The organism is Serratia sp. BW106, from assembly GCF_002607755.1.
Taxonomy (GTDB): Bacteria; Pseudomonadota; Gammaproteobacteria; order Enterobacterales; family Enterobacteriaceae; genus Serratia; species Serratia proteamaculans.
Genome location: NZ_MCGS01000021.1, coordinates 1 through 20334, shown reverse-complemented (window position 1 = coordinate 20334; position 20334 = coordinate 1). Strand labels below are relative to the sequence as shown.

At 54.4% G+C, this 20334-nt stretch carries 23 protein-coding genes and 1 pseudogene; 14 read left to right on the top strand and 10 right to left on the bottom strand.

The window, feature by feature from the left end:
* Nucleotides 1-21 precede the first annotated feature (21 nt).
* A complete protein-coding gene (locus tag BEI65_RS14715; protein ID WP_099063969.1) occupies nt 22-768 on the top strand; it encodes an SDR family NAD(P)-dependent oxidoreductase in 747 nt (248 codons plus the stop codon).
* Between the two features lie 62 nt (nt 769-830).
* Nucleotides 831-1724 carry an NAD(P)-dependent oxidoreductase gene (locus BEI65_RS14710; RefSeq protein ID WP_255409008.1) on the top strand — a complete coding sequence of 298 codons (894 nt, stop codon included), beginning with the start codon at nt 831-833 and terminating at the stop codon, nt 1722-1724.
* Nucleotides 1725-1770: 46 nt separating this feature from the next.
* Here BEI65_RS14710 and BEI65_RS26830 read toward each other — a convergent pair whose 3' ends face one another.
* On the bottom strand, nt 1771-1908 hold the full coding sequence (locus tag BEI65_RS26830; protein WP_232519099.1) for a hypothetical protein: 138 nt from the start codon (nt 1906-1908) through the stop codon (nt 1771-1773).
* A 136-nt stretch (nt 1909-2044) separates the two neighbouring features.
* Between BEI65_RS26830 and BEI65_RS14705 the strand changes: the two genes are divergently transcribed.
* Both BEI65_RS14705 and BEI65_RS14700 read left to right on the top strand, forming a co-directional pair.
* On the top strand, nt 2045-2500 hold the full coding sequence (locus BEI65_RS14705; RefSeq protein WP_099063967.1) for an STM2901 family protein: 456 nt from the start codon (nt 2045-2047) through the stop codon (nt 2498-2500).
* Entirely contained in the window at nt 2494-2829 is a 336-nt protein-coding gene (locus tag BEI65_RS14700; protein WP_099063966.1) for a DUF1493 family protein, read from the top strand. Before BEI65_RS14705 ends, BEI65_RS14700 begins: the two co-directional genes overlap by 7 nt.
* 127 nt (nt 2830-2956) lie before the next feature.
* Here the strand turns inward: BEI65_RS14700 and BEI65_RS14695 are convergent, their stop codons facing one another.
* The 3 genes from BEI65_RS14695 to BEI65_RS14685 all read right to left on the bottom strand — a co-directional run bounded on the left by BEI65_RS14695 (nt 2957) and on the right by BEI65_RS14685 (nt 5628).
* On the bottom strand, nt 2957-3484 hold the full coding sequence (locus BEI65_RS14695) for a cysteine hydrolase family protein (RefSeq protein WP_099063965.1): 528 nt from the start codon (nt 3482-3484) through the stop codon (nt 2957-2959).
* Nucleotides 3485-3511: 27 nt separating this feature from the next.
* Entirely contained in the window at nt 3512-4615 is a 1104-nt protein-coding gene (locus BEI65_RS14690; protein WP_099063964.1) for a suppressor of fused domain protein, read from the bottom strand.
* A 110-nt stretch (nt 4616-4725) separates the two neighbouring features.
* Entirely contained in the window at nt 4726-5628 is a 903-nt protein-coding gene (locus BEI65_RS14685) for a LysR family transcriptional regulator (RefSeq protein WP_099063963.1), read from the bottom strand.
* Between the two features lie 119 nt (nt 5629-5747).
* On the opposite strand from BEI65_RS14685, the gene BEI65_RS14680 reads away from it, so the two are divergent.
* A complete protein-coding gene (locus tag BEI65_RS14680) occupies nt 5748-6257 on the top strand; it encodes a phenolic acid decarboxylase (protein WP_198404458.1) in 510 nt (169 codons plus the stop codon).
* Between the two features lie 3 nt (nt 6258-6260).
* Here the strand turns inward: BEI65_RS14680 and BEI65_RS14675 are convergent, their stop codons facing one another.
* Both BEI65_RS14675 and BEI65_RS14670 read right to left on the bottom strand, forming a co-directional pair.
* Complete coding sequence (locus BEI65_RS14675) at nt 6261-7142, bottom strand: oxygenase MpaB family protein (RefSeq protein ID WP_099063961.1); 882 nt, start codon at nt 7140-7142, stop codon at nt 6261-6263.
* A gap of 58 nt (nt 7143-7200) precedes the next feature.
* Complete coding sequence (locus BEI65_RS14670; protein ID WP_099063960.1) at nt 7201-8181, bottom strand: quinone oxidoreductase; 981 nt, start codon at nt 8179-8181, stop codon at nt 7201-7203.
* Nucleotides 8182-8300: 119 nt separating this feature from the next.
* On the opposite strand from BEI65_RS14670, the gene BEI65_RS14665 reads away from it, so the two are divergent.
* From BEI65_RS14665 to BEI65_RS14650, 4 genes are all read left to right on the top strand, one after another.
* Nucleotides 8301-9191, top strand: coding sequence for a LysR family transcriptional regulator (locus BEI65_RS14665; RefSeq protein WP_099063959.1), 891 nt, complete (start codon nt 8301-8303; stop codon nt 9189-9191).
* Between the two features lie 249 nt (nt 9192-9440).
* Nucleotides 9441-10466: a methionine ABC transporter ATP-binding protein gene (locus BEI65_RS14660; protein ID WP_099063958.1), complete on the top strand. Its 1026-nt coding sequence runs from the start codon at nt 9441-9443 to the stop codon at nt 10464-10466.
* Nucleotides 10459-11127, top strand: a complete 669-nt coding sequence (locus BEI65_RS14655; protein WP_099063957.1) for a methionine ABC transporter permease — start codon at nt 10459-10461, stop codon at nt 11125-11127. The genes BEI65_RS14660 and BEI65_RS14655 overlap by 8 nt, the downstream gene beginning before the upstream one ends.
* Nucleotides 11128-11144: 17 nt before the next feature.
* Nucleotides 11145-11966, top strand: a complete 822-nt coding sequence (locus BEI65_RS14650) for a MetQ/NlpA family ABC transporter substrate-binding protein (RefSeq protein WP_369804763.1) — start codon at nt 11145-11147, stop codon at nt 11964-11966.
* Between the two features lie 57 nt (nt 11967-12023).
* On the opposite strand, the gene BEI65_RS14645 is transcribed toward BEI65_RS14650, so the two are convergent.
* Nucleotides 12024-12668, bottom strand: a complete 645-nt coding sequence (locus tag BEI65_RS14645; RefSeq protein WP_099063956.1) for a TetR/AcrR family transcriptional regulator — start codon at nt 12666-12668, stop codon at nt 12024-12026.
* 174 nt (nt 12669-12842) lie between these two features.
* Here BEI65_RS14645 and BEI65_RS14640 point away from each other — a divergent pair, with 174 nt between their 5' ends.
* From BEI65_RS14640 to BEI65_RS14620, 5 genes are all read left to right on the top strand, one after another.
* Nucleotides 12843-13100 (top strand): YdgH/BhsA/McbA-like domain containing protein, encoded by a 258-nt coding sequence (locus BEI65_RS14640; RefSeq protein WP_099063955.1) that lies wholly within the window; start codon nt 12843-12845, stop codon nt 13098-13100.
* 202 nt (nt 13101-13302) lie between these two features.
* Nucleotides 13303-13560, top strand: a complete 258-nt coding sequence (locus BEI65_RS14635) for a YdgH/BhsA/McbA-like domain containing protein (RefSeq protein ID WP_099063954.1) — start codon at nt 13303-13305, stop codon at nt 13558-13560.
* Between the two features lie 115 nt (nt 13561-13675).
* Nucleotides 13676-14533, top strand: a complete 858-nt coding sequence (gene dapF / locus BEI65_RS14630; protein ID WP_099063953.1) for a diaminopimelate epimerase — start codon at nt 13676-13678, stop codon at nt 14531-14533.
* A gap of 187 nt (nt 14534-14720) precedes the next feature.
* Nucleotides 14721-16211, top strand: coding sequence for an alpha-amylase (gene amyA / locus BEI65_RS14625; RefSeq protein WP_099063952.1), 1491 nt, complete (start codon nt 14721-14723; stop codon nt 16209-16211).
* A 123-nt stretch (nt 16212-16334) separates the two neighbouring features.
* The gene (locus BEI65_RS14620) at nt 16335-17183 is read left to right on the top strand and encodes a PA4780 family RIO1-like protein kinase (protein WP_099063951.1); all 849 of its coding nucleotides are present in this window, start codon (nt 16335-16337) and stop codon (nt 17181-17183) included.
* A 231-nt stretch (nt 17184-17414) separates the two neighbouring features.
* Here BEI65_RS14620 and hisD read toward each other — a convergent pair whose 3' ends face one another.
* The 3 genes and pseudogenes from hisD to BEI65_RS14605 all read right to left on the bottom strand — a co-directional run.
* Nucleotides 17415-18722 carry a histidinol dehydrogenase gene (gene hisD / locus BEI65_RS14615; RefSeq protein ID WP_099063950.1) on the bottom strand — a complete coding sequence of 436 codons (1308 nt, stop codon included), beginning with the start codon at nt 18720-18722 and terminating at the stop codon, nt 17415-17417.
* A gap of 3 nt (nt 18723-18725) precedes the next feature.
* Nucleotides 18726-19865: an ester cyclase gene (locus BEI65_RS14610; protein ID WP_099063949.1), complete on the bottom strand. Its 1140-nt coding sequence runs from the start codon at nt 19863-19865 to the stop codon at nt 18726-18728.
* A gap of 179 nt (nt 19866-20044) precedes the next feature.
* Nucleotides 20045-20334, bottom strand: a pseudogene (locus tag BEI65_RS14605) (polyketide cyclase); the annotation flags it as partial.

Below are 20334 nucleotides of genomic sequence, written 5' to 3'. Positions count from 1 at the left end.
CCCGCGGTAAGGAGAACAGTTATGACGCAACGTACAGCGATTATCACCGGCGGCTCCAGCGGCATTGGGCTGGCTATCGCCCGGCAACTGGCGCAACAGGATTACCGTGTCGCCATCGTGGCACGTGATCCCCAACGCCTGCAGCAGGCAGCGCAGCAAATTGGCCCCGACACCCGCTACTATTCGGCGGATTTGAGCCGCCGTGGGCCAGTGGAAGACGTCGTCGCACAGCTCGCTGCCGATCTCGGCACCGTAGATGTGTTGATCAACAACGCCGGTTTTACCCGGGTGATTGCCGCCGACACGCCGCTGGCGCAGGCCGAACAGGAATGGGATGCGGTGATCGAGGGGAATCTGAAAAGCACCTTCCTGTTTACCCTTGCGATGTTGCCACACCTGCGTAAACCGGGCGGTCGCATCATTAACCTGAGCTCAATTGCCGCCCAGTGTGGCAGCGGTAGCGCCGGGGCGCTGGGGTATTCCGCCGCCAAGGCCGGTGTGCAGGGTTTTACCCTCAGTCTGGCACGCGAACTTGGTGAATTGGGCATTACTGTCAACGCCATTGCCCCGGGCTTTATCGCCGATACCCGCTTCTTCGGCGCCGGGTTACCGCAGGATCGCATTGACGCCATCGCGGCAGAAACACCTATGGGCCGCACCGGCCGGGTGGAAGACATCGCCAACGCCGCACTGTGGCTGGCGTCAAAAGAAGCCTCATTTATCACCGGCACCATCACCTCAATTAACGGCGGCGCGCGGGTCGGTTAAGAAAGCGTTACATTCCGCCATTTGCGTTCTCGGCCTGCCGCGCTAGGGTGAAGGGATTCAACCTGAAGAAGGAGCGCAATATGAAGATCGGATTTGCCGGGCTGGGCGGTATGGGTAGCGCAATGGCCACCAACCTGTTGCAGGCGGGCTATACGCTGAAAGTCTGGAATCGCTCCCCAGAGGCAGCACTACCGCTGGTCGCCGCCGGGGGCCAACAGGCGCAGCAGGCTGATGAGTTGGCCGATGTGGATGTGCTGATCACCATGCTGGCCAACGACGCCGCAACCGAGCAGGTGGTGCTGGCAAGCGGGTTGCTGCAACGGCTGCAACCGGGGGCGATCCACATCAATATGGCGACGATATTGGTGGCGCTGGCCAAACGACTGGCGGCGTTGCATATGGAGCACAACGTCGGCTATATCGCCGCGCCGGTGCTGGGGCGGGTGGACGTAGCCGCGGCCGGTAAGCTGAATATTCTGGCGGCGGGCGATGCGCAGCTGATCGCCAAGGTACAGCCGCTGTTTGAGGTGCTCGGCCAACAGACCTGGCATTTTGGCGATCAACCCGAACAGGCCAATATCGTCAAAATCGCCGCCAACTTTACGCTGGCCAGTGCGATTGAGGCAATGGCCGAAGGCAGTGCGCTGGTGCGTAATTACGGCGTTTCCGGCGCGGATTACCTGCAAATGCTCAGCAGTACCCTGTTCGCCTCTCCGGCCTACAAGGGGTATGGCGCACTGATTGCCGAAGAGAAGTTCGAACCGGCCGGTTTCAAATTAAGCCTGGGTATGAAAGACGTGAGCCTGGCATTGGAGGCCGCTGCCAACAGCCACACACCAATGCCGTTCGCCAGCGTACTGAAGGATAACTTCCTCGATGCGGTGGCGCAAGGCGATGCGGATTTGGACTGGTCAGCGTTGGCCAAGGTGGCGGCACGCAGGGCGGGATTGAAATAAGGCTAACGAGCCCGGCTGATACACCGGGCTTGTTTTTATCTGGCGATCAGAAGCGGATTTCTGCCGCCGGCAGCGCATTGATCAGCACGCCTAAGCTTTCAATATTCGACAACGTGGCGTTGTGATGGGTGCGGATCTGCAGGCCATGTAAAAGGAAAATGTGGGTCACATAAAATGAAAACACATGATGTATTATCATATTAAATGAAATATTGGTGGATCATTTCCACTTAACCAGGCTTCAACATCATCCGTTTGAACATTGAACACACCACTCTCATTTGGCTACGTTACGAAAATATTTAGCGGAGGGACGCCGTATGGATACAACTGAAGAGTTAGGTGGAACATACTTTTATGCAGGGATGGAGCGCCTTACTCCGGGTGAGCTTTTCTTTTGGATTTTTATTGATAAAACCATGCAGCAACTTGGTGTCAGCGACGTTGCATCCGTAACAGCAATTGTTTCCGGAATGGCTATCTTACCCACACGAACCAAGCCTGTTGGCGCGAAAGAGGGGACATCGCTCGCCAGCGTAGCTTCGCGAAAGGTATTTGGTAAGGCTAAGTTCCCATATGGCAAACAGCTCCCGACATTTATTGGTAATCCAGTGGAGGGGATAAGGCGAAAAATGGTGTCTAATATTGGCACTTTCGTGGGCCGGACCGTCCCTGTCGTTGGGTGGGTGATCCTCGCTTATGATGTTTCAAGAATCAGCGTTGATAGCGTCGTCACTTATAACAAAATAGCCCGTGTAGGGGACCGTTTATGGTAGAAGAAACACTGGAGGAAAGGATTCTCTCGCTTATCAAAAAGCACTATGGCACGCCTATCATTGGTCGCTATCCTGAGATAACGTTGGATTCTGATATCGATACAGATTTAAGTATTGATTGGCCTGAAGCTGAAGAACTGATGGATGAGTTTTTCGAGGAATTCTCAGTAGATAAAGCGGGTTTTAACATTGAAACTTATTACCCCAACCCACCGATGAGAACCTTGCTTAAAAATATGTTCAGGCGTGAAAAAGACATCCCCACAGTGCCTGAATTTACTGTGCTTATGCTTCTAAATTCCGCGAAGGCTGGGCGCTGGCTGTACTGACAACAGTGGCAACTCACCAACATACAAAGAATACGGTGCTTATCGCCGAAGATAAGTTCTCGCAGGGCGGGATTGAAATAAGGCTAACGAGCCCGGCTGATACACCGGGCTCGTTTTTATCTGGCGATCAGAATCGGATTTCTGCCGCCGGTAGCGCATTGATCAGCACGCCGAAGCTTTCAATATTCGACAACGTGGCGTTGTGATGGGTACGGATCTGCAGGCCAGTGGCGTGCGCTTTGTCGTGACTGGTGTGTGCGTCGGCCGCCAGCGTCACCGGATAGCCCAGCCCAGCGGCGCGACGGGTGGTAGTGTCTACGCAAAACTCGGTGGAGTAGCCGCAGACCACCAAATGCGAAACCCCCTTGGCGATCAGCAATGGCCCCAGCCCGGTGCGCAGGAAGGAGTCCGGGGTGGTTTTACCCACCCGATGGTCGCCGTCGTTCACCTGCAAACGGGAGTCAATCTGCCAGGCATCGCTGCCCTGTGCCAGCTCATCGTCCGGTGTCTGATGCTGGATAAAAATCACCGGCACCCCAGCCTGACGGGCACCGGCGCTCAAAGTGTTAATTCGCTCAATCGTCGCTTCGGCATCGGCCGGCGGCGGCGTAAACAACCCTTTCTGCACATCAATAATCAACAGCGCTGACTTCATGATAACTCCCGTGAATTTAATCGAAGATCAGCATAACGGTTGGCGCGGACGGAAGATATGGTCAACGCCCTGTTCACGCAATTGACTCACCAGATCGTGGCCGCCATTCGGTGTCGCGTGTGCCAGCAGGCGCTCGGCTTCAAATACCGGGCTGGCCCAGAAAATATTCACCGGATCGCCATACTGTTTCGGCAGGGTCAGGTGCTCGCTGTACGGGTAAAACGACGAGGAGAGCACATAGCCCTCATAACCCTGCGGCGCGACTTCAGACTCCAGGGTATGGCCTTCGCCAAACCAGGTAATTTTAGCCCAGGGGGCGTGGGCAAACCCGGCCAGCGCGCTGGCCATCTGCACCGCGTTCTCCTCGGTCATGTACTGACCGTCGATGGCGATGCCCATTTCCATACGGCGGTAGCGGGGAGCTTCGTCGTTAAACAGGATTTCCACCCACGGCATCGGGCGGATACTGACGCCCATGGTGAGAAAATAGTAGATGCCATCGCGCTCATGCTGAGTAATAGCCATCGGCGGCCATTTACCCTGGTCGATTGCGTAGTATTTCACCGAAGGACCAAAGTGCTGATCGTAAATCGCCTGATAGTCGTTCTGCATTTTTGGCCACGGATTACCCTCTTCCCGCTGCCAGCTACGCCAGAACTGACGGGTACTTTCCGCCAGCGCATACTGGGTATTGGTGGAAGCAGAGCCGAGCGGATAAGCCAGCGGGCTCTCTTTGATACAACTGGCTGAATAGCACACCGAGTGGTCGATATACAGGCTCCAGCCGGGGATCACTGCCAGCAGTTGACCGTAATACCACAGCGCCGCACCGTCGTCGCTCTCCGTCCAGACCACCATCAGCCCTTCCGGGTTCAACGGCGCTTCCCCCTCCAGATTGCGGCAAAACTCGGCTGCCAGCATCGGTGGCTGGCCCAACGCCAATGCCGCACTGTCTTCCTGTTGCGGCGCGGCCGCCAGGTTACGCAGCCAGCAGGCTCGCACCTGAAAACGTTCGCTATTTTCTTCTGAAGGATAAATATAAAAATAGGCAGCCCGGTGATCTTGCTGAACCACCGCCACCAGCGTCTGGTTCTCATTACTGACTTCAGCAAGTACGTGTGACTCGTTCATATAACCTCAAATAGGCTCAAGGCGCAGAATAATGCTGCACGCTAAATAAAATGGAAATTGGCTTTTGCCCAGTGTAAAGCGCATTAGCGGCCGGATCACCCGTAAAAGTCTCAAAATTTCGGGCTGTTGGCTAATTGATGGTCGGATTGCACCGCATCGGTAATCATTTCCGCCATCGCCCTGGTCGTCAGATCAAAATACCCCTGAGGATCCCCATAAATTAAATATAGCGGCGTGGCACGGATCCGCTGACCGGCAAGCGGTAAGGGCTGCAATTCACCACTGGCCAGCAGCCCGGTGATCCGGTCCTGCGGCAACCAGCCATATCCCACCCCATGACATATCGCCTGTATCGCCGCATCAAAGGTGGTAAAACTCCACGCGGCGTCTGCATCCGCTTGCTGCAGAGGATCGGTAATCACCACGCGATGAAAACGGACCAGTTCGGCCTGCGTCAGTGGGCCCTTCAATTGATGCAACGGATGGTGACGATGGGCGACGGCGATAAAATTCACATCCATCAAAAAACTGCCGTCCACTGAAGCATCCGGCGGCAACGTGGTGATGTATAAGTCGGCATCAGCTTGCGCCAGCAGTTCCCGGCTTTCACCCCGCAGGATCTCACGCAACCGCACCTGAGTTTGCGGATAGCGCTGTTGAAATTTCCGCAGCGCGCGGAACAGTAACGGCTTGGGAAAAACGCTGTCCGCTACCAGCGTTAACGCCACCTTCTCACCTTGGGTAAACGCCGCCGCCCGCGCCTCAAGCTGACTGAAAGCGGTAATCAGCGGTTTGGCATGTTCCAATAATGCCCGGCCTTCCACCGTCAACTCCGCCTTACGGCCGACTATCATCAGCAATTTAACCCCCAGCCGCTCCTGCAAGGTGTGCAAACTGTAACTCACCGAGGATTGGCTGCGGTGCAGGTATTCAGCCGCCTGAATATACCCCCCTTGCTCAATCACGGTCTGCAACGTGTGCCACTGATCCAGAGTGGTTTTGGGTGCCCGCATTCTCGCCTCCTAAAACATCTAAAAATTCGATTATTAACCGCCAATATTAGCGTTTTTATATCGATTTTTATCAGCGTAGGCTACTCATATCGACTTAAAACACTCCCCATAAGGAACACATAATGAGCAGCTTCGACAAACACGACCTGAGCGGTTTTATCGGCAAACATCTGGTGTATACCTATGACAATGGCTGGAATTATGAGATCTACCTGAAGAATGCCGGCACCATCGATTATCGGATCCACAGTGGGTTAGTGGGCAATCGTTGGGTGAAAGATCAGGCGGTCTACGTGGTTCGGGTGGCCGCAGAAGTGTATAAAATCTCATGGACTGAGCCGACCGGGACTGACGTTAGCCTCATCGTCAATCTGGGCGATCTGATTTTCCACGGCACCATTTTCTTCCCGCGCTGGGTTATGAATAATCCGCAGCACACCGTGTGTTTCCAAAATGAACACCTGGCACAGATGGCGGCCTATCGTGAAGCCGGTCCGGCGTACCCGACTGAAGTGATCGACGAATTTGCCAGCATCACCTTTGTACGCGACTGCGGCGAAAACGATGAGCAGGTGATTAACTGTCCGGCCAGCGAGCTACCGGCAGATTTCCCCGCTAACCTGCGGTAATCATCAATGCGCTACGGCGGTTTTGCTAATTCGTCGTAGCGCTCGCTGATAGGAACCGTTACGCATCGAGGCCCGCAGCACTTTACCCACCCCACCGGCACCGACCCGCACCAGTTTTTGTCGCAACCGGCCGGAAGAAAAATCAAACTGCTGCTGCGCCCAATCCGGCAACAGATCAATACCCGCCTGCATTACCAGAGCGCCAAAAGGTTGTGCCAGCCTGCTCGGTGCCGGAGCCGCCAGCAGAATGCGCGCCACTTCCTGCGTGCGCTCATCACACACCAACTGCGGCCGCATTCGCTGCAGGTAATCTTCGATTTCGCAACAGGATACAGGGATATTGCGTGCTCCCAGGGCAGCGGCGACGCGTGCCGCCTCACGGTAATAGCTGTCCTGCTGTTCGCGGGCAAGATGAGGATTGCGGTAACGCAGATGGCTGGCCAAAAAACAGCGGCTTTCCACCACGTGCACCCAGGTGAGCAGGTCCGGATCGCTGGCGGCATAAGCCCTGCCGTCGCTGCTGACGCCGTTGACCCGCAAATGAATGGCTTTGACTTTGGCGATCAACCGTTCGGCCTCGGCCGTGGGGCCAAAGGTGGTGACGGAGACAAACTGGCTGGTACGGCGCAGGCGGCCGAGCATATCGTCGCGGAAGTTGGAATGATCCCAGACGCCGGCCAGCGCCAACGGGTGCAGCATTTGCAGCAACAAGGCGCTGACACCGCCACACAGCATCGAGGTGAAATCACTGTGTACCTGCCAGATAACCGACTGCGGCCCAAACAGGCCCGGATCACCCGGCGGGTTCTCAAAATCGACCCCGCCGAGCGCCAGCCCGGTCAGGCCGATCACCTGTTTTTCTATCGCCGCACGTATCACTTCCATCCTGACTGACCCCAATTATCGTCCGGCGGCCAGTGTAGCATGCAGGGGAAGGCTGCTTTTAACTCTGCGGGTCGCGATCGTTGAGCAGCACAATCTTACCGGCAAAGCTGCGATCTTCCAGCCGACGGTGGGCAGCCGCGCCTTCGCTCAGCGGGAAGGTTTCGATATGGGGCACGGCAAATTCGCCGTTCTGCCAACTGCTGAACAGACGCTCAGCCCTGTCACGTCGTGCCTCGGCGCTATTAAGATAAGTCCAGAGATCGCCGCCGACCACACCTTTGGAATCCATCATCAAGCCGTAGGCAGAAATCGCCGGAGCCTCGCCGCCCGCCATCCCAAAGGTGACGACCCGGCCACCAGGGCACAGCGCGTCGATGCTCTGTTGCAGCGTGATGCCGACCGAGTCGAAACCGTACTCAACGCCACCGCCGGTCAGCGCGGCAATTTGCGCGACCCAATCCTGCTGATAGGTGAAGGCTGCTGCGGCACCGTTGTTCAGCGCGATCTGCTGTTTGTGCGCCGAAGACACCACGGCGTAAACCTGTGCGCCACGCGCCACCAGCATGCGGGTCAGGATCTGCCCGACACCGCCCGCCGCTGCATGCACTAACGCGCGATCGCCCGCCTTCACCTGCACGCTGTCATTAATCAGGTACTGCGCCGTCAGCCCTTGCAGCAGAATTGAGGCCGCCTCGACGTCGCTCAGGGCTGGTGGCAGTCGCAGTGCATGCTCCACTGGCACATTGATACGCGTGGCGTGACAAAAAGGCACATCGGCGAAACCAATCCGCTCCCCCAACTGCCAGCCATTGACGCCCTCACCCACGGCGATAATGGTGCCTACGCCTTCGTAACCACCGATATGCGGCGGGTTACCGTGCAGCACATAATTGCCCTTGCGGCGGTAGATATCGGCAAAATTCAGCCCGGCAGCGCCCATCCGCACCTGCACCGCGCCCGCCGGTACCACTGGCGTCGGTAACTCAAGGTATTCGAGCACGTCCGGCCCGCCAAAGTGTTCAAACGCTAATGCATGCATGTTGCTGCTCCGGGAAATTCCGCCAATAACACACTGACGGTCGATAGAAGGATTATCGCAAAGCGCTATAATCAGGCAAAGTGGCCCGCAGAACATTCAGAAAACACCAGGGGTTTATAATGGACCGATTAACCAGCATGGCGGTGTTTGTGCGGGTGGTGGAAAAAGGCAGCTTTGTCGCCGCCGCCGAGGAGATGGCAATCTCTCCGACCATGGTCGGCAAGCACATCCGTTACCTGGAGCAACGCCTGAATGTGCCGCTGCTGAACCGCACCACCCGCAGGCAGGGATTGACCGAGGCCGGTCGGGTGTTCTACGAACGCTGCCGCCGCCTGCTGGCCGACGCCGATGCCGCCGAAGCCAGTGCCCGGGCGCTGCTGAGCTCCCCCAGCGGGCTGCTGCGTATCAGCGCACCGGTCACTTTTGGCAACCGCGTTCTGACGCCGATCCTCACCGAATTCCTGCAGCGGCACCCAGAGGTCGAGGCGGAGGTGGTGCTGTCGGATCGCAAAGTGGATTTGATTGAGGAAAGCTACGAAGCCGCATTTCGCATCGGCCCGGTGGCGGACGACGGCCTGGTGGCGCGTGCCCTGCCCGATTACCGTATGACGCTGGCCGCCTCGCCGGACTATTTAGCGCAGCAGGGTGTTCCAATGCAGCCGACTCAGCTCAGCACCCACAGTTGCTTTGGCTTCAGCCAGTGGGACGGCAACCACTTCTGGCGGTTGCAGGGGCCAGAGGGGGAAATCAGCGTGCCGGTCAGGCCACGGCTGCGGATGGACTCTGGCGAAGGAGTGCGCCGGGCGGCGCTGGCCGGGTTTGGTATCGCGCTGCATGCCGGTATGCTGCTGGACGAAGATATTGCTGCCGGCCGGCTGGTGCGGGTGTTGCCGGACTATTCGCCGCTGCCACGGCCGATGCACCTGGTCTATCTGCCCGAACGACGGCAGTCACCCAAGCTGGAAGCTTTTATCGCCCTGACCGTCGCCAGACTTTGGGGACGCGCCTGAACAAAACACCGCGGCCAAAATCGCCCCAGGCCGCGGTTTCACCATCACTTCTGCTCATTATTTTATATATCAAATAAGAATAACTAATAGGATTTATATTCTTCCTGTCACTATCAACCCCCGGTAGGATTGGCCTGTATTCACCAGCAACAGAGGTTCCGCCTGCCCTTTGCTTCGAGAAGCCGAGCCCTCTGGCGCTGCGCGCTCCGGGCGGAATACTGTGATGTATTGATAAGGATCCGCTTCTTTATGATCGTTCTTTCGAACGTTTGCAAAACTTTTGACAGCGCACAGGGCCGCGTTATCGCGGTGGATGATGTCAACCTGGCGGTCGAAGCCGGGCAAATTTACGGCATCATTGGCTATAGCGGAGCCGGTAAAAGCACCCTGATCCGTTTGCTTAACGGGCTGGAAACCCCTACCAGCGGCAGCATTCAGGTCGACGGTTTCGATATCGCCGCCGCCAAAAGCGACCAGTTGCGCCAGGCGCGGCTGAAAATCAGCATGGTGTTTCAACACTTCAACCTGCTGTGGTCACGCACCGTCAGCCAGAATATTGCCTTCTCGATGCAAATCGCCGGCGTGCCCAAGGCACAGATTAAACCGCGTGTGGCGGAGCTGGTGACATTGGTTGGCCTGCAGGGCCGCGAAGAGGCTTATCCTTCGCAGCTCAGTGGCGGACAGAAACAGCGTGTCGGCATCGCCCGCGCACTGGCCAATAATCCGGGAGTATTGCTGTGCGATGAGGCCACCTCGGCACTCGATCCTCAGACCACCGATTCGATTCTGGACCTGTTGCTGGACATCAACCGCAAGCTGAACCTGACCATTGTGTTGATCACCCATGAAATGCACGTAGTGCGCAAAATTTGCCATCGCGTGGCGGTGATGGAAAACGGCCGCATTGTCGAAGAAGGCCCGGTGATCGATGTTTTCACCCGGCCGCAGCAGCCGATTACCCAGCAGTTCGTTAAACAGGTTTCGCAGTATCAGGAAACAGAGGAAAGCTTTAATCCACTGTTGGCCCAGCACCTGCCGGGCGCGATCTTCAAGCTGACCTTTGTCGGCGTGCAAACCCATCAGGCGGTGATTTCCGACGTGATCCTGCGCTACAAGGTGAGCATTAATATTCTGCACGGCAAGATAACCCAGACCCTGAACGGATCCTTTGGCGAATTGTATATCCACGCCGATGGCAACGATCTGCAAATCGACAGCATGCTGAAATTATTGAAAGAACAACAGATCGCCGCTGAGGTGATTAAACATGATTGAGTCACTGTTCCCTCACCTGCGCATTGACCAGTTGCTGAACGCCACCCTGGAAACCCTGTACATGACCGGTATCGCCGGGCTGGCGACGCTGGTACTCGGTATCGTGCTGGGGGTGCTGCTGTTCCTGACCTCCCGCGGCCAACTGTTGCAAAATCGCCTCGTCTATTCGCTGATTTCAGTGCTGGTCAACGTATTCCGTTCCATTCCCTTCATCATTTTGATCGTGTTGCTGATCCCGTTCACCAAGACGCTGATCGGCACCATTTTAGGAGCTGACGCTGCGCTGCCGGCGCTGATTGTCGGCGCTGCCCCCTTCTATGCGCGGCTGGTTGAGATTGGCTTGCGTGAGGTGGACAAGGGGGTCATTGAAGCGGCGCGCTCTATGGGTGCCAAAACCAGCACCATTATCTTCCGCGTGCTGCTGCCGGAGTCTTCCCCGGCGCTGGTTTCTGGTATTACCGTCACCCTGATCGCGCTGGTGAGCTATACCGCGATGGCCGGGGTGATCGGCGCAGGCGGGCTGGGTAATCTGGCCTATCTGGAAGGTTTTCAACGCAATCACGGTGACGTGACGCTGGTGGCGACGCTTACGATCCTGCTGATCGTTTTCGTTATCCAGTTCATCGGCGACACCATTACAACAACGCTCGATAAACGATAAATAACCTGGGAATAATGATGATGAAAAAGCAAATGATGATGCTGGCTTTCGCCTCACTGACCGCGTTAGCCTCCTTGGGTGCCGCGGCGGAGACCAAGCTGGTGGTTGGTGCGTCCAACGTTCCGCACGCGGAGATCCTCGAGCAGGCCAAGCCGATTTTGGCGAAGGAAGGCATTGATCTGGTGATCAAACCCTTCCAGGATTACATCCTGCCGAATACGGCGCTGGCCAGTCACGATATTGACGCCAACTACTTCCAGCATGTGCCCTATCTGAATTCGGTACTGAAGGACCATGCGGGCGATAAGAGTTACGACTTTGTCAGCGCCGGGGCTATCCATATCGAGCCGATCGGCATTTACTCCAAGAAGTATAAAAGCCTGAAGGATCTGCCGGACAACGGAAAAATCATCATGCGTGATGCGGTGGCAGAGGAAGGGCGCATTTTGTCTATCTTTGAAAAAGAAGGCGTGATTAAGCTGAAACCAGGCGTGAGCAAAGTGGATGCACGCATTACCGACGTGGTGGAAAACCCGAAACATCTGAAGTTCCTGGCGAACGTGGAAGGCGCATTGTTGCCACAGATGTACAACAACGATGAGGGTGACGCGGTGGTGATTAACGCCAACTACGCCATCGATGCCGGGCTGAACCCAACCAAAGACCCGATCGCGGTCGAAAGCGGTGAAAACAACCCCTATGCCAACATCATCACCGTGCATAAGGCCGACGTGAACAAGCCGGAAATTGTCGCCCTGGTGAAGGTGTTGCACTCCAAAGCCATTCAGGATTTCATCCGCCAAAAATACCAGGGCGCAGTGATCCCGGTTAACCAGTAATTAAAAGCAAGGTCGCAGCGATGCGGCCTTGCCCTTTATCGCACAATACGCCCTTCCCTAGACCTTATTGCCCACCTGGCTGAGACGCGGCCAAACCAGCATCAATGCATCGAGCAAGCGATATAAATCCTCACGGCTAGCCCCTTCACGTGCCTGAACCGACATGCCTTCAATGGTACAGACGATGAATTTGGCCAACAGTGCGGTATCGGTTTTCGCCAATAACTCCCCCTGCTGTACCTTGCGGTCAAAACAGGCTCGCAGGCTGGCCTCATTAGCATGATGCTTGTTACGCAGCATTTCGGCGACTTCATCAGACGACGAAGACAGCGCCGCGGACGCACACACCATAAAGCAGCCGGACGGCGTATCCGGATCGGTAAACACTTCAGCTGAAGAGCGCACATAGGCTTCAACGATTTCCGCTATCGGCAGATCCTGCTCCAGCAGTTGATTGGTGCAGGTGGTGTACTTTTGCAGATAACGCTCCACCGCCGCGCGAAACAGCCCTTCTTTATTACCGAACTCGGCATACAGCGTTGGCGCCTTGGCGCCGGTGACTTCAACCAGATCGGCCAGCGACGTTGAGTCATAACCGTGCCGCCAGAACAGATCGAGCGCGCTGTCCAGCGCACGGTCGCGATCAAACTGCTTCGGTCTGCCACGCGTTTTTTTAGCGCAGACCTCTTCATTGATACTCATAGACCCTCTCTTATCCCGCCCCGCAGCAGGGCTCACTAATTAAATTAACGATCATTATAAAAAAATATTGCGCTGCCGTCGAGAAGCGATTAACATTTAGTTATCGATCGTTAAGTAATAACAACGACAGACATTCAAATCCCAGTTTACGCTGTTAGAATAGGAATTAACATAATGAAAAACTTAAAAATTACTCTTGCCGCCATCGCGCTTGCCTCTGCTTCTTTCGGTAGCTTTGCTGCAGACCTGGTTAACAGTCAGCCGGCTGATCAGCAAAAAATCGGTGTGGTCACCGTCAGTGGTGCTTCCGATATCACCTCTCTGGAAGCCGATTTAGCGGCCAAAGCTGACGCAGCCGGTGCAAAATCATTCCGCATCACCGGCGCCGGGGGTAACAACCAGCTGCATGGCACCGCAGTAATCTATCAATAACAATCAGTTAATCGTCATTCTCTGGGCCGGTAACGGCTATTTTCTTCCCGGTTAACGACGATAAGAAAAAAATTAATTAACGAACATTAAAAAAATAGTTGCAAAGCGCCGAACAGGCGTCTAACATTAAATTATCGATCGTTAATTAATTTAACGACCCAATAAAAACATCGTACAGAATATCGAGATAGGAAATAAGACCATGAAAAACCTGAAAATGACCATCGCTGCCATCGCACTGGCTTCTGTTTCTTTCGGTAGCTTCGCCGCCGACCTGGTAAATGCCCAACCGGCAGATCTGCAAAAAGCCGGTGTGGTTACCGTCAGTGGGGCTTCCGACCTGACCAGCCTGGAAAACAAACTGGCTGCCAAAGCGGATGAAGCAGGTGCTAAATCATTCCAGATCATCTCAACTACCGGCGACAACAAACTGCATGGTACTGCGATTATCTACAATTAATTGCTGAATCAGCAATTGCGCAAAGAGGCGGCCCTGGCCGCCTTTTGTATTATTGCCCCGCCGAAAATCTGTTGTAATCTGTGGTGCCCTGCCACAACAAAATCTGACAGATACCATGACGCCATTGCTTTTCCACAAATATCACGGACTGGGTAATGATTACCTGGTGTGCCACCGTTCTGTCGCCACACAACTGACCAACGAACAAATACGCATCTTGTGTCACCGCCATTACGGTATTGGGTCGGACGGTTTGCTGATCGACAGCGGAGACAGCATAAACCCTACGCTACGCATCATTAATCCAGATGGCTCAGAAGCGGAGAAAAGTGGCAACGGTCTGCGCATTTATGCCCGTTATCTTTTCGATATAGGCCGAGTCAATCACCTGCCGTTTTGGGTACATACCGCAGGTGGTGATGTGCGCTGCCAGGTTAACGAAGATAAACACCAAGTTCAGGTGGATATGGGCCGCGCCAATTTCAATCCGGCAGCACTGCCGGCGCTGATCGATTTGCCCGAAGCACTTAACTACCCGCTTTCATTAGCAGAGGAAACCCTCAGCGTGTCTCTGGTGTCGATGGGTAACCCACACTGCGTGGTACCGGTCGCCCGGCTTGATTTGGCAGAGGTTCACCGGCTGGGGCCACAGATTGAACATCATCCACTGTTCCCCAAGCGAACCAATGTGCAGTTGGTTGAAGTGATAGATCGCAATACGTTACGCATTGGCATCTGGGAACGGGGGGCTGGTTTTACTCTGGCTTCCGGCAGCAGCAGTTGTGCAGCGGCCAGTGTGATGCGCAAGCTGAATCAGGTAGATGATAAGGTTACCGTCCACATGCCAGGCGGCCAATTGCAGATTAGCTTCAGTGGTGACTTTCAAGTCAGCATGCTCGGGCCGGTGCATAAGATTGCCAGTTTGACGCTGGATGAAGATTGCTTTATCGGCGGTGAGGGTGCGTTGCGGTGATATTGCAGAGGCACAAATCTGTGCAATTTTGCATGAACGCCCTCTAATCTGCGATAACCTCTCAGGGCGGCACATGTGGCCGCCCGAACCGAGTTTCCCTTTTACCAAAAGTAGCCCATGCTGTAACAGGATGGGGTGGGCGACGGCTCATCCCGCACCTCTTTCTGGCAAATAGGGACGCTGGCTCATGACGAAAAAAACCACCTTGCTGCAGTTTTTCCATTGGTATTATCCTGATGGCGGAAAGTTATGGCCAGAGGTCGCCGAACGGGCCGCGCAAATTGCTCAGTTGGGTATCACCGACCTGTGGCTGCCCCCCGCCTATAAGGGCGCTTCCGGCGGCTATTCGGTAGGGTATGACAGCTACGATCTGTTCGATCTGGGCGAGTTCGACCAAAAAGGCAGCCGCGCCACCAAATACGGTGACAAGGAAGCATTGGTGCATGCCGCCACAGCGCTGCGTGATAACGGCGTGCGGGTGATTTATGACGTGGTCTTCAACCACAAGCTCGGTGCCGACGAAAAAGAGCAGGTGCACGTGTATAAGGCGGACGCCAACAACCGCAATAATATTAACGACCAGGGTTTCGACGCTCTGGCCTACACCCGTTTCACCTTTCCCGGCCGACAGGGCACCTACTCCAAATTTATTTGGGATTACAAATGCTTTGGCGGGGTTGATTACGTTGAACAGCCCGATGAAAAAGGCGTGTTCAAAATCGCCAATGACTACGGTGACGATGGCTGGAACGATCAGGTCGGCGACGAGAAAGGCAACTATGACTATCTGATGGGAGCCGACGTTGAATTTCGCAACCCGGCGGTGGTAGAAGAGCTGAAATACTGGGCGCGCTGGCTGCTGGAAACCCTGCCGTGCGACGGTTTCCGGCTGGATGCGGCCAAACATATCCCCGCCTGGTTCTTTAAAGAATGGGCTGACCACGTGCGTGACAGCGCACAGCGCGATCTGTTTATCGTCGCCGAATACTGGTCGCACGATTTGGCCGCGTTACAACAGTATATTGACCTGGTCGAGGGCAAAGTGATGCTGTTCGACGTAGCCTTGCACCTGAAGTTTCATCAGGCATCAAAACAGGGGGATGGGTTCGATATGGCGCAGATGTTCACCGATACCCTGACCGCTGCCGATCCAGCCCATTCGGTCACGCTGGTCGCCAACCACGACACCCAACCGCTACAATCGCTGGAAGCGCCGGTCGAACCCTGGTTCAAACCGCTGGCTTACGCCTTGATCCTGTTACGCGAACAAGGGGTGCCCTGCGTGTTCTATCCTGACCTGTACGGTGCCAGCTATAAAGATAAAGGCAGTGACGGCCAGGAGTACCAGATTGATATGCCGGTCATCCCTGAGCTGGAAAAGTTGATTCAGGCGCGACAACGCTTTGCCAACGGCGTGCAAACCGATTATTTTGATGATAAAAACTGCGTGGCCTTCAGCCGCAGCGGTACCGCCGAAGCACCTGGCTGCGTAGTGGTACTCACCAATGGGGCTGAAAGCGGCAAAGCGGTTTCGCTGGGTGCCGAACTGGCACATAAAAACTGGCGCGATCTGCTCGGTAACCGTCAGGATGAGGTCACCACCGACGAACAGGGGAATGCGACTTTCCCGGTTAACGGCGGCAGCGTCAGCGTTTGGGTACTGGCAGAAACCCTGTAGCGGGTGCGCCGTTGCGGCCATGTGTCGCAGCGGCGGCAAACTAAATTTTGCCTTTCGGGTCTAAATTTGGCTAACACCTTAGCAAACCATTCACACCGGAGCCTAAATAGGGTACAAGGCTGCATGAAAATTCCAAAACGACTCCAGCCATTGGTAGATGATGGTTTAATCGACGACGTCATCCGCCGTTTGAAAAGTGGCAAAGAAGCCGACGTCTTTATCGTGCGCTGCGGCGAAGAGATCCGCTGCGCCAAAGTTTACAAAGAAGCAGACAAGCGTAACTTCAAGCAGGCCGTGAATTACCAGGAAGGCCGCAAAGTGCGTAACAGCCGCGATGCCCGTGCCATGAGCAAAGGGTCGAAATTCGGTCGCCAGCAGCAGGAAGAAGCCTGGCAGAATACCGAGGTCGATGCGCTGTATCTGCTCGCCAAAGCGGGCGTACGCGTACCGCAGCCGGATATCTGTCTGGATGGCGTGCTGCTGATGGAACTGATCACCGACGAAGAAGGCCTGGTAGCCCCACGTCTGAGCGATGTCACTCTGACGCCGGAACAGGCGCGGGCCGATCACGCACTGATGATGAACTACGCGGTGCGCATGCTTTGCGCCGGGCTGGTACATGGCGACCTGTCGGAATTCAACGTGCTGATGGACAAAAACGGACCGGTGATTATCGATTTGCCGCAGGTGGTGGATGCCGCCGCCAACAACCACGCCAAAAGCATGTTCGAACGTGATATCAACAACATGTCGCAGTTTTACGGCCAATATGCCCCGGAACTGCTCGACAGCAAGTACGCCAAAGAAATTTGGGCGCTGTATCAGGAAGGTAACCTGACACCGGCCAGTATGTTGACCGGTAAGTTTGTCGAGAGCAACAAACGCGCCGATGTCGGTTCAGTGCTGGAAGAAATCCAGGCGGCCAGCGAAGAGCACCAACGTCAGCTTATGGCTCGCAACGAAGAAGATTAACCTCTACCCGGCCATTTCCTGTATGGCCGGGTGTCTTAATTCCTGAAGGCAACCGAGTACCCGAAACTGAAGGCGGAAGCACTCTCACCCTGTTACTTAATCCGCCTTTTTAAGCAGTGTTGTAGCATGACGCCGCACATCTGCTTGATCAATCAGTGTATTCAAGTCGCTAGAGGCTCACAAATGAGCCCCAAACGTACGGTCATTCTCGTCCATATCCCGCGTGAATGATTAATCACGCTCTCCACTTGTGATCTCGGCAATCTCCTGTGGGAATAAACGGATCTCCGCAGCGCGTCGATGTGCCTGCATACCTTCGGTACGACTTTGACGAATGGCCGGTTCAGCGATAGCGGCAATACCCTGGTCATCAATCCATTGATGAGTACAGACTTTCACATAAGCGCCAACCCACAAGCCACCAGTGTAACGAGCCGCTGCCATAGTCGGTAGCGTATGGTTGGTACCGCAGCATTTGTCCGAGAAAACCACGCTGGCATTTTGGCCAATAAACAGCGAACCATAATTGCGAATTTTATTGGCCGTGGCGTGGGGATCGCGGGTATGGACTTGCAAATGTTCCGTTGCGATGTGATCGGCCCAGGCAATGAGTTGAGCCTCATCACGGCACACCACTATTTCACCCTGTCGACGCCAGGCCTCTCCGGCGGTCGCAGCCGTGGGAAGATTTTCAAGCTGTCGTTCAATTTCCACCAGCGTTTCATTGGCAATTCGGGGACTGGTCGTCGCCATACCTACACGGGTGTGAACATCGTGCTCCGCCTGGGCTAATAGGTCGGCAGCCAAAATCTGTGGGTTGGCGCTATCATCAGCAATCGTATAAATCTCGCTTGGCCCAGCGAGGGCATCGATACCGACTTTACCAAATACCTGCCGCTTGGCCTCGTTGACAAAGGCATTGCCGGGTCCAACTATTTTATCCACCACAGGAATGGATTCGGTTCCCCAGGCCATCGCGGCAATGGCCTGCGCACCGCCCACTTTAAAGATTCTATGAGCACCGGCCAGATGACAAATGGCTATCATCGCGGGATGGGCTCCTGGAGGCAGGCAGGCAATGATGTTGTCACACCCAGCCACCACCGCGGGAACAATTGACATTACCGGGGCAGATAGAATGGGATATCGTCCACCAGGTACGTAGCAACCAATATTTTGGATTGGGATAATGCGGTGCCCCAGATGAACCCCTGGCAGTGTCTCTACATCCAGCTCGCTCATGGTCGCCAGCTGCGCCTCGGCAAAGCGCTTGACCTGGGCTATAGCAAACTCGCTGTCTTTACGAGTTTGTGGGTCAAGCTCTGCCAGTGCTCCGGCAATATCGCTTTCTGACACCTCAAAGCTCACGGGTACGGTTTTATCAAATTTGGCCGAGAAATCGCGTAATGCTGCATCACCAAATTCACGCACTTGCTCAATAATATGATGAACTGTCTCAGTCAGCGATCGGTCTGCCTGCGCATTCTGCCCCTGCGGGCGTTTGATAAACTGCACATCATTAACATTAATCATGCTCATTGTTTATTCCTCCATCTGTCCCAGTTTAATTTGCGCAAGCATAGCCAAATGATCGTATACCACCCATTCGTCAATAATTTTTCCATTAACAATGTGGTAATGGGACATGCCCATGACGAACAAGCGTTCACCCGTAGGTTTACCCAGTTCACCGTAGCCCAAATGATGACCTTCTATGATCCATCGCACCGCTACTTTGGTACCACCTTCCTCACAAGGATTGGAGCATACATGCTGGGGCATCCACGCACCGTCAGGGATCATGCCGACAAGCGCCAGCGTCTGGTGCATCACCGCAGCTTGGCCATACAGCTCTTTCATTAATGGGCCATGCCACTGCACGTTAGTGGCGTAGACATCCTTGATTTTGCCAAACATCCGTCGGTTGTAGATTTCATGCAGCCAACGCAGGCAGAGCTCTTCGGTATCGGTATTGGCAATGGAGATATCGCATTCCATTTCCGGCGGATATTGCCCCACCATGCGACGATTCTCACCAATGTCAGTCACCCGGAAGCCTTTATCAAACTGCTCCTTGGCCATACCGTATGCCACCGCGTCAGTATCCAGGCCGAGCTGTTTCATCATTGACATGTTGTCACTGACCACCCACTCACGATAAATTTTATTCTCGTGGATCATGCAATCCGCCACGGTGCGGGTCACAAAAGTACGGTTAGTAGGTTTGCCAAGGTGGCTATATTGGGTATGTCGACCACTGCCGGTCACCAGATGTGACGTGTAGAAACCATCCACATCGTTGCCATTCCAGATAACCTGAGTCGCCAAACCGCGGCGTTCTGGGAAGGCAATCAGACGTTGCAAGGTATCCTGAACCACCTGCTCGCGGTTATACATGGTACCAAGGGCGTTATATAAAACGCAGTTATGGGTATAATGAGAGTAAATTAAGCCGACGTCTCGCTCATCCCATATTTTATGGGTACATCGCACAATATAATCAACAATATCGGTATAACAATCATCAAAACCTCTTAATGACTGAACTCGCTGGCGTTTCTCGGGCACTAAATCGATAAAGTCGCGGCGTTCCACTTGTAATACAGGCTCGTCACGGATAGTTTTTGCATTACTTTTCTCATTAATTACCGGTGTTTTATTTGTCGTTTCAGTTGAAGACATATAACCTCCTGCGTTGTATAGATGTGCTGCAATAAATATCAGCACGAATTAATTAGAGATGTAAGTTTCCCTCACCAAAAATATGGCGATAACTTCCTTTAATTTCGGGCAACAGCAATACCTGACAATTATTTTATCATCAGAATTTCATTTTAAAGAGGGGAACCCCTCTTGTATAATTAATTAAAAATTTGTGACCAAATGGCGAGCTCATCAATACCAAGATATTCACGAATAATTAAACCATCGCGTAGTTCTAGTTGGCTAATACCGGTTATTGAAATAGGACGCCGTGTAGGAATACCGAATTTACCAAACCCGTCATGATAGGTTAATAATGACCAGCGAAGTGATAACCGGATCGGTTCGTTGTGATCACGACGAACAATAAGATGATGCAATTGGGTTTCGCTATCGGCGAATGAAGCACGATAGCCCGACAAAAATCGGTAATGACTCCAACTTACTG

What these genes read in the sequence shown, in the direction of transcription:
- BEI65_RS14715 (WP_099063969.1), top strand. Translation starts at nt 22, where the DNA reads ATGACGCAACGTACAGCGATTATCACCGGCGGCTCCAGCGGCATTGGG.
- BEI65_RS14705 (WP_099063967.1), top strand. Translation starts at nt 2,045, where the DNA reads ATGGATACAACTGAAGAGTTAGGTGGAACATACTTTTATGCAGGGATG.
- BEI65_RS14700 (WP_099063966.1), top strand. Translation starts at nt 2,494, where the DNA reads ATGGTAGAAGAAACACTGGAGGAAAGGATTCTCTCGCTTATCAAAAAG.
- BEI65_RS14695 (WP_099063965.1), bottom strand. Translation starts at nt 3,484, where the DNA reads ATGAAGTCAGCGCTGTTGATTATTGATGTGCAGAAAGGGTTGTTTACG.
- BEI65_RS14690 (WP_099063964.1), bottom strand. Translation starts at nt 4,615, where the DNA reads ATGAACGAGTCACACGTACTTGCTGAAGTCAGTAATGAGAACCAGACG.
- BEI65_RS14685 (WP_099063963.1), bottom strand. Translation starts at nt 5,628, where the DNA reads ATGCGGGCACCCAAAACCACTCTGGATCAGTGGCACACGTTGCAGACC.
- BEI65_RS14675 (WP_099063961.1), bottom strand. Translation starts at nt 7,142, where the DNA reads ATGGAAGTGATACGTGCGGCGATAGAAAAACAGGTGATCGGCCTGACC.
- BEI65_RS14670 (WP_099063960.1), bottom strand. Translation starts at nt 8,181, where the DNA reads ATGCATGCATTAGCGTTTGAACACTTTGGCGGGCCGGACGTGCTCGAA.
- BEI65_RS14665 (WP_099063959.1), top strand. Translation starts at nt 8,301, where the DNA reads ATGGACCGATTAACCAGCATGGCGGTGTTTGTGCGGGTGGTGGAAAAA.
- BEI65_RS14660 (WP_099063958.1), top strand. Translation starts at nt 9,441, where the DNA reads ATGATCGTTCTTTCGAACGTTTGCAAAACTTTTGACAGCGCACAGGGC.
- BEI65_RS14655 (WP_099063957.1), top strand. Translation starts at nt 10,459, where the DNA reads ATGATTGAGTCACTGTTCCCTCACCTGCGCATTGACCAGTTGCTGAAC.
- BEI65_RS14650 (WP_369804763.1), top strand. Translation starts at nt 11,145, where the DNA reads ATGATGAAAAAGCAAATGATGATGCTGGCTTTCGCCTCACTGACCGCG.
- BEI65_RS14645 (WP_099063956.1), bottom strand. Translation starts at nt 12,668, where the DNA reads ATGAGTATCAATGAAGAGGTCTGCGCTAAAAAAACGCGTGGCAGACCG.
- BEI65_RS14640 (WP_099063955.1), top strand. Translation starts at nt 12,843, where the DNA reads ATGAAAAACTTAAAAATTACTCTTGCCGCCATCGCGCTTGCCTCTGCT.
- BEI65_RS14635 (WP_099063954.1), top strand. Translation starts at nt 13,303, where the DNA reads ATGAAAAACCTGAAAATGACCATCGCTGCCATCGCACTGGCTTCTGTT.
- dapF (WP_099063953.1), top strand. Translation starts at nt 13,676, where the DNA reads ATGACGCCATTGCTTTTCCACAAATATCACGGACTGGGTAATGATTAC.
- amyA (WP_099063952.1), top strand. Translation starts at nt 14,721, where the DNA reads ATGACGAAAAAAACCACCTTGCTGCAGTTTTTCCATTGGTATTATCCT.
- BEI65_RS14620 (WP_099063951.1), top strand. Translation starts at nt 16,335, where the DNA reads ATGAAAATTCCAAAACGACTCCAGCCATTGGTAGATGATGGTTTAATC.
- hisD (WP_099063950.1), bottom strand. Translation starts at nt 18,722, where the DNA reads ATGAGCATGATTAATGTTAATGATGTGCAGTTTATCAAACGCCCGCAG.
- BEI65_RS14610 (WP_099063949.1), bottom strand. Translation starts at nt 19,865, where the DNA reads ATGTCTTCAACTGAAACGACAAATAAAACACCGGTAATTAATGAGAAA.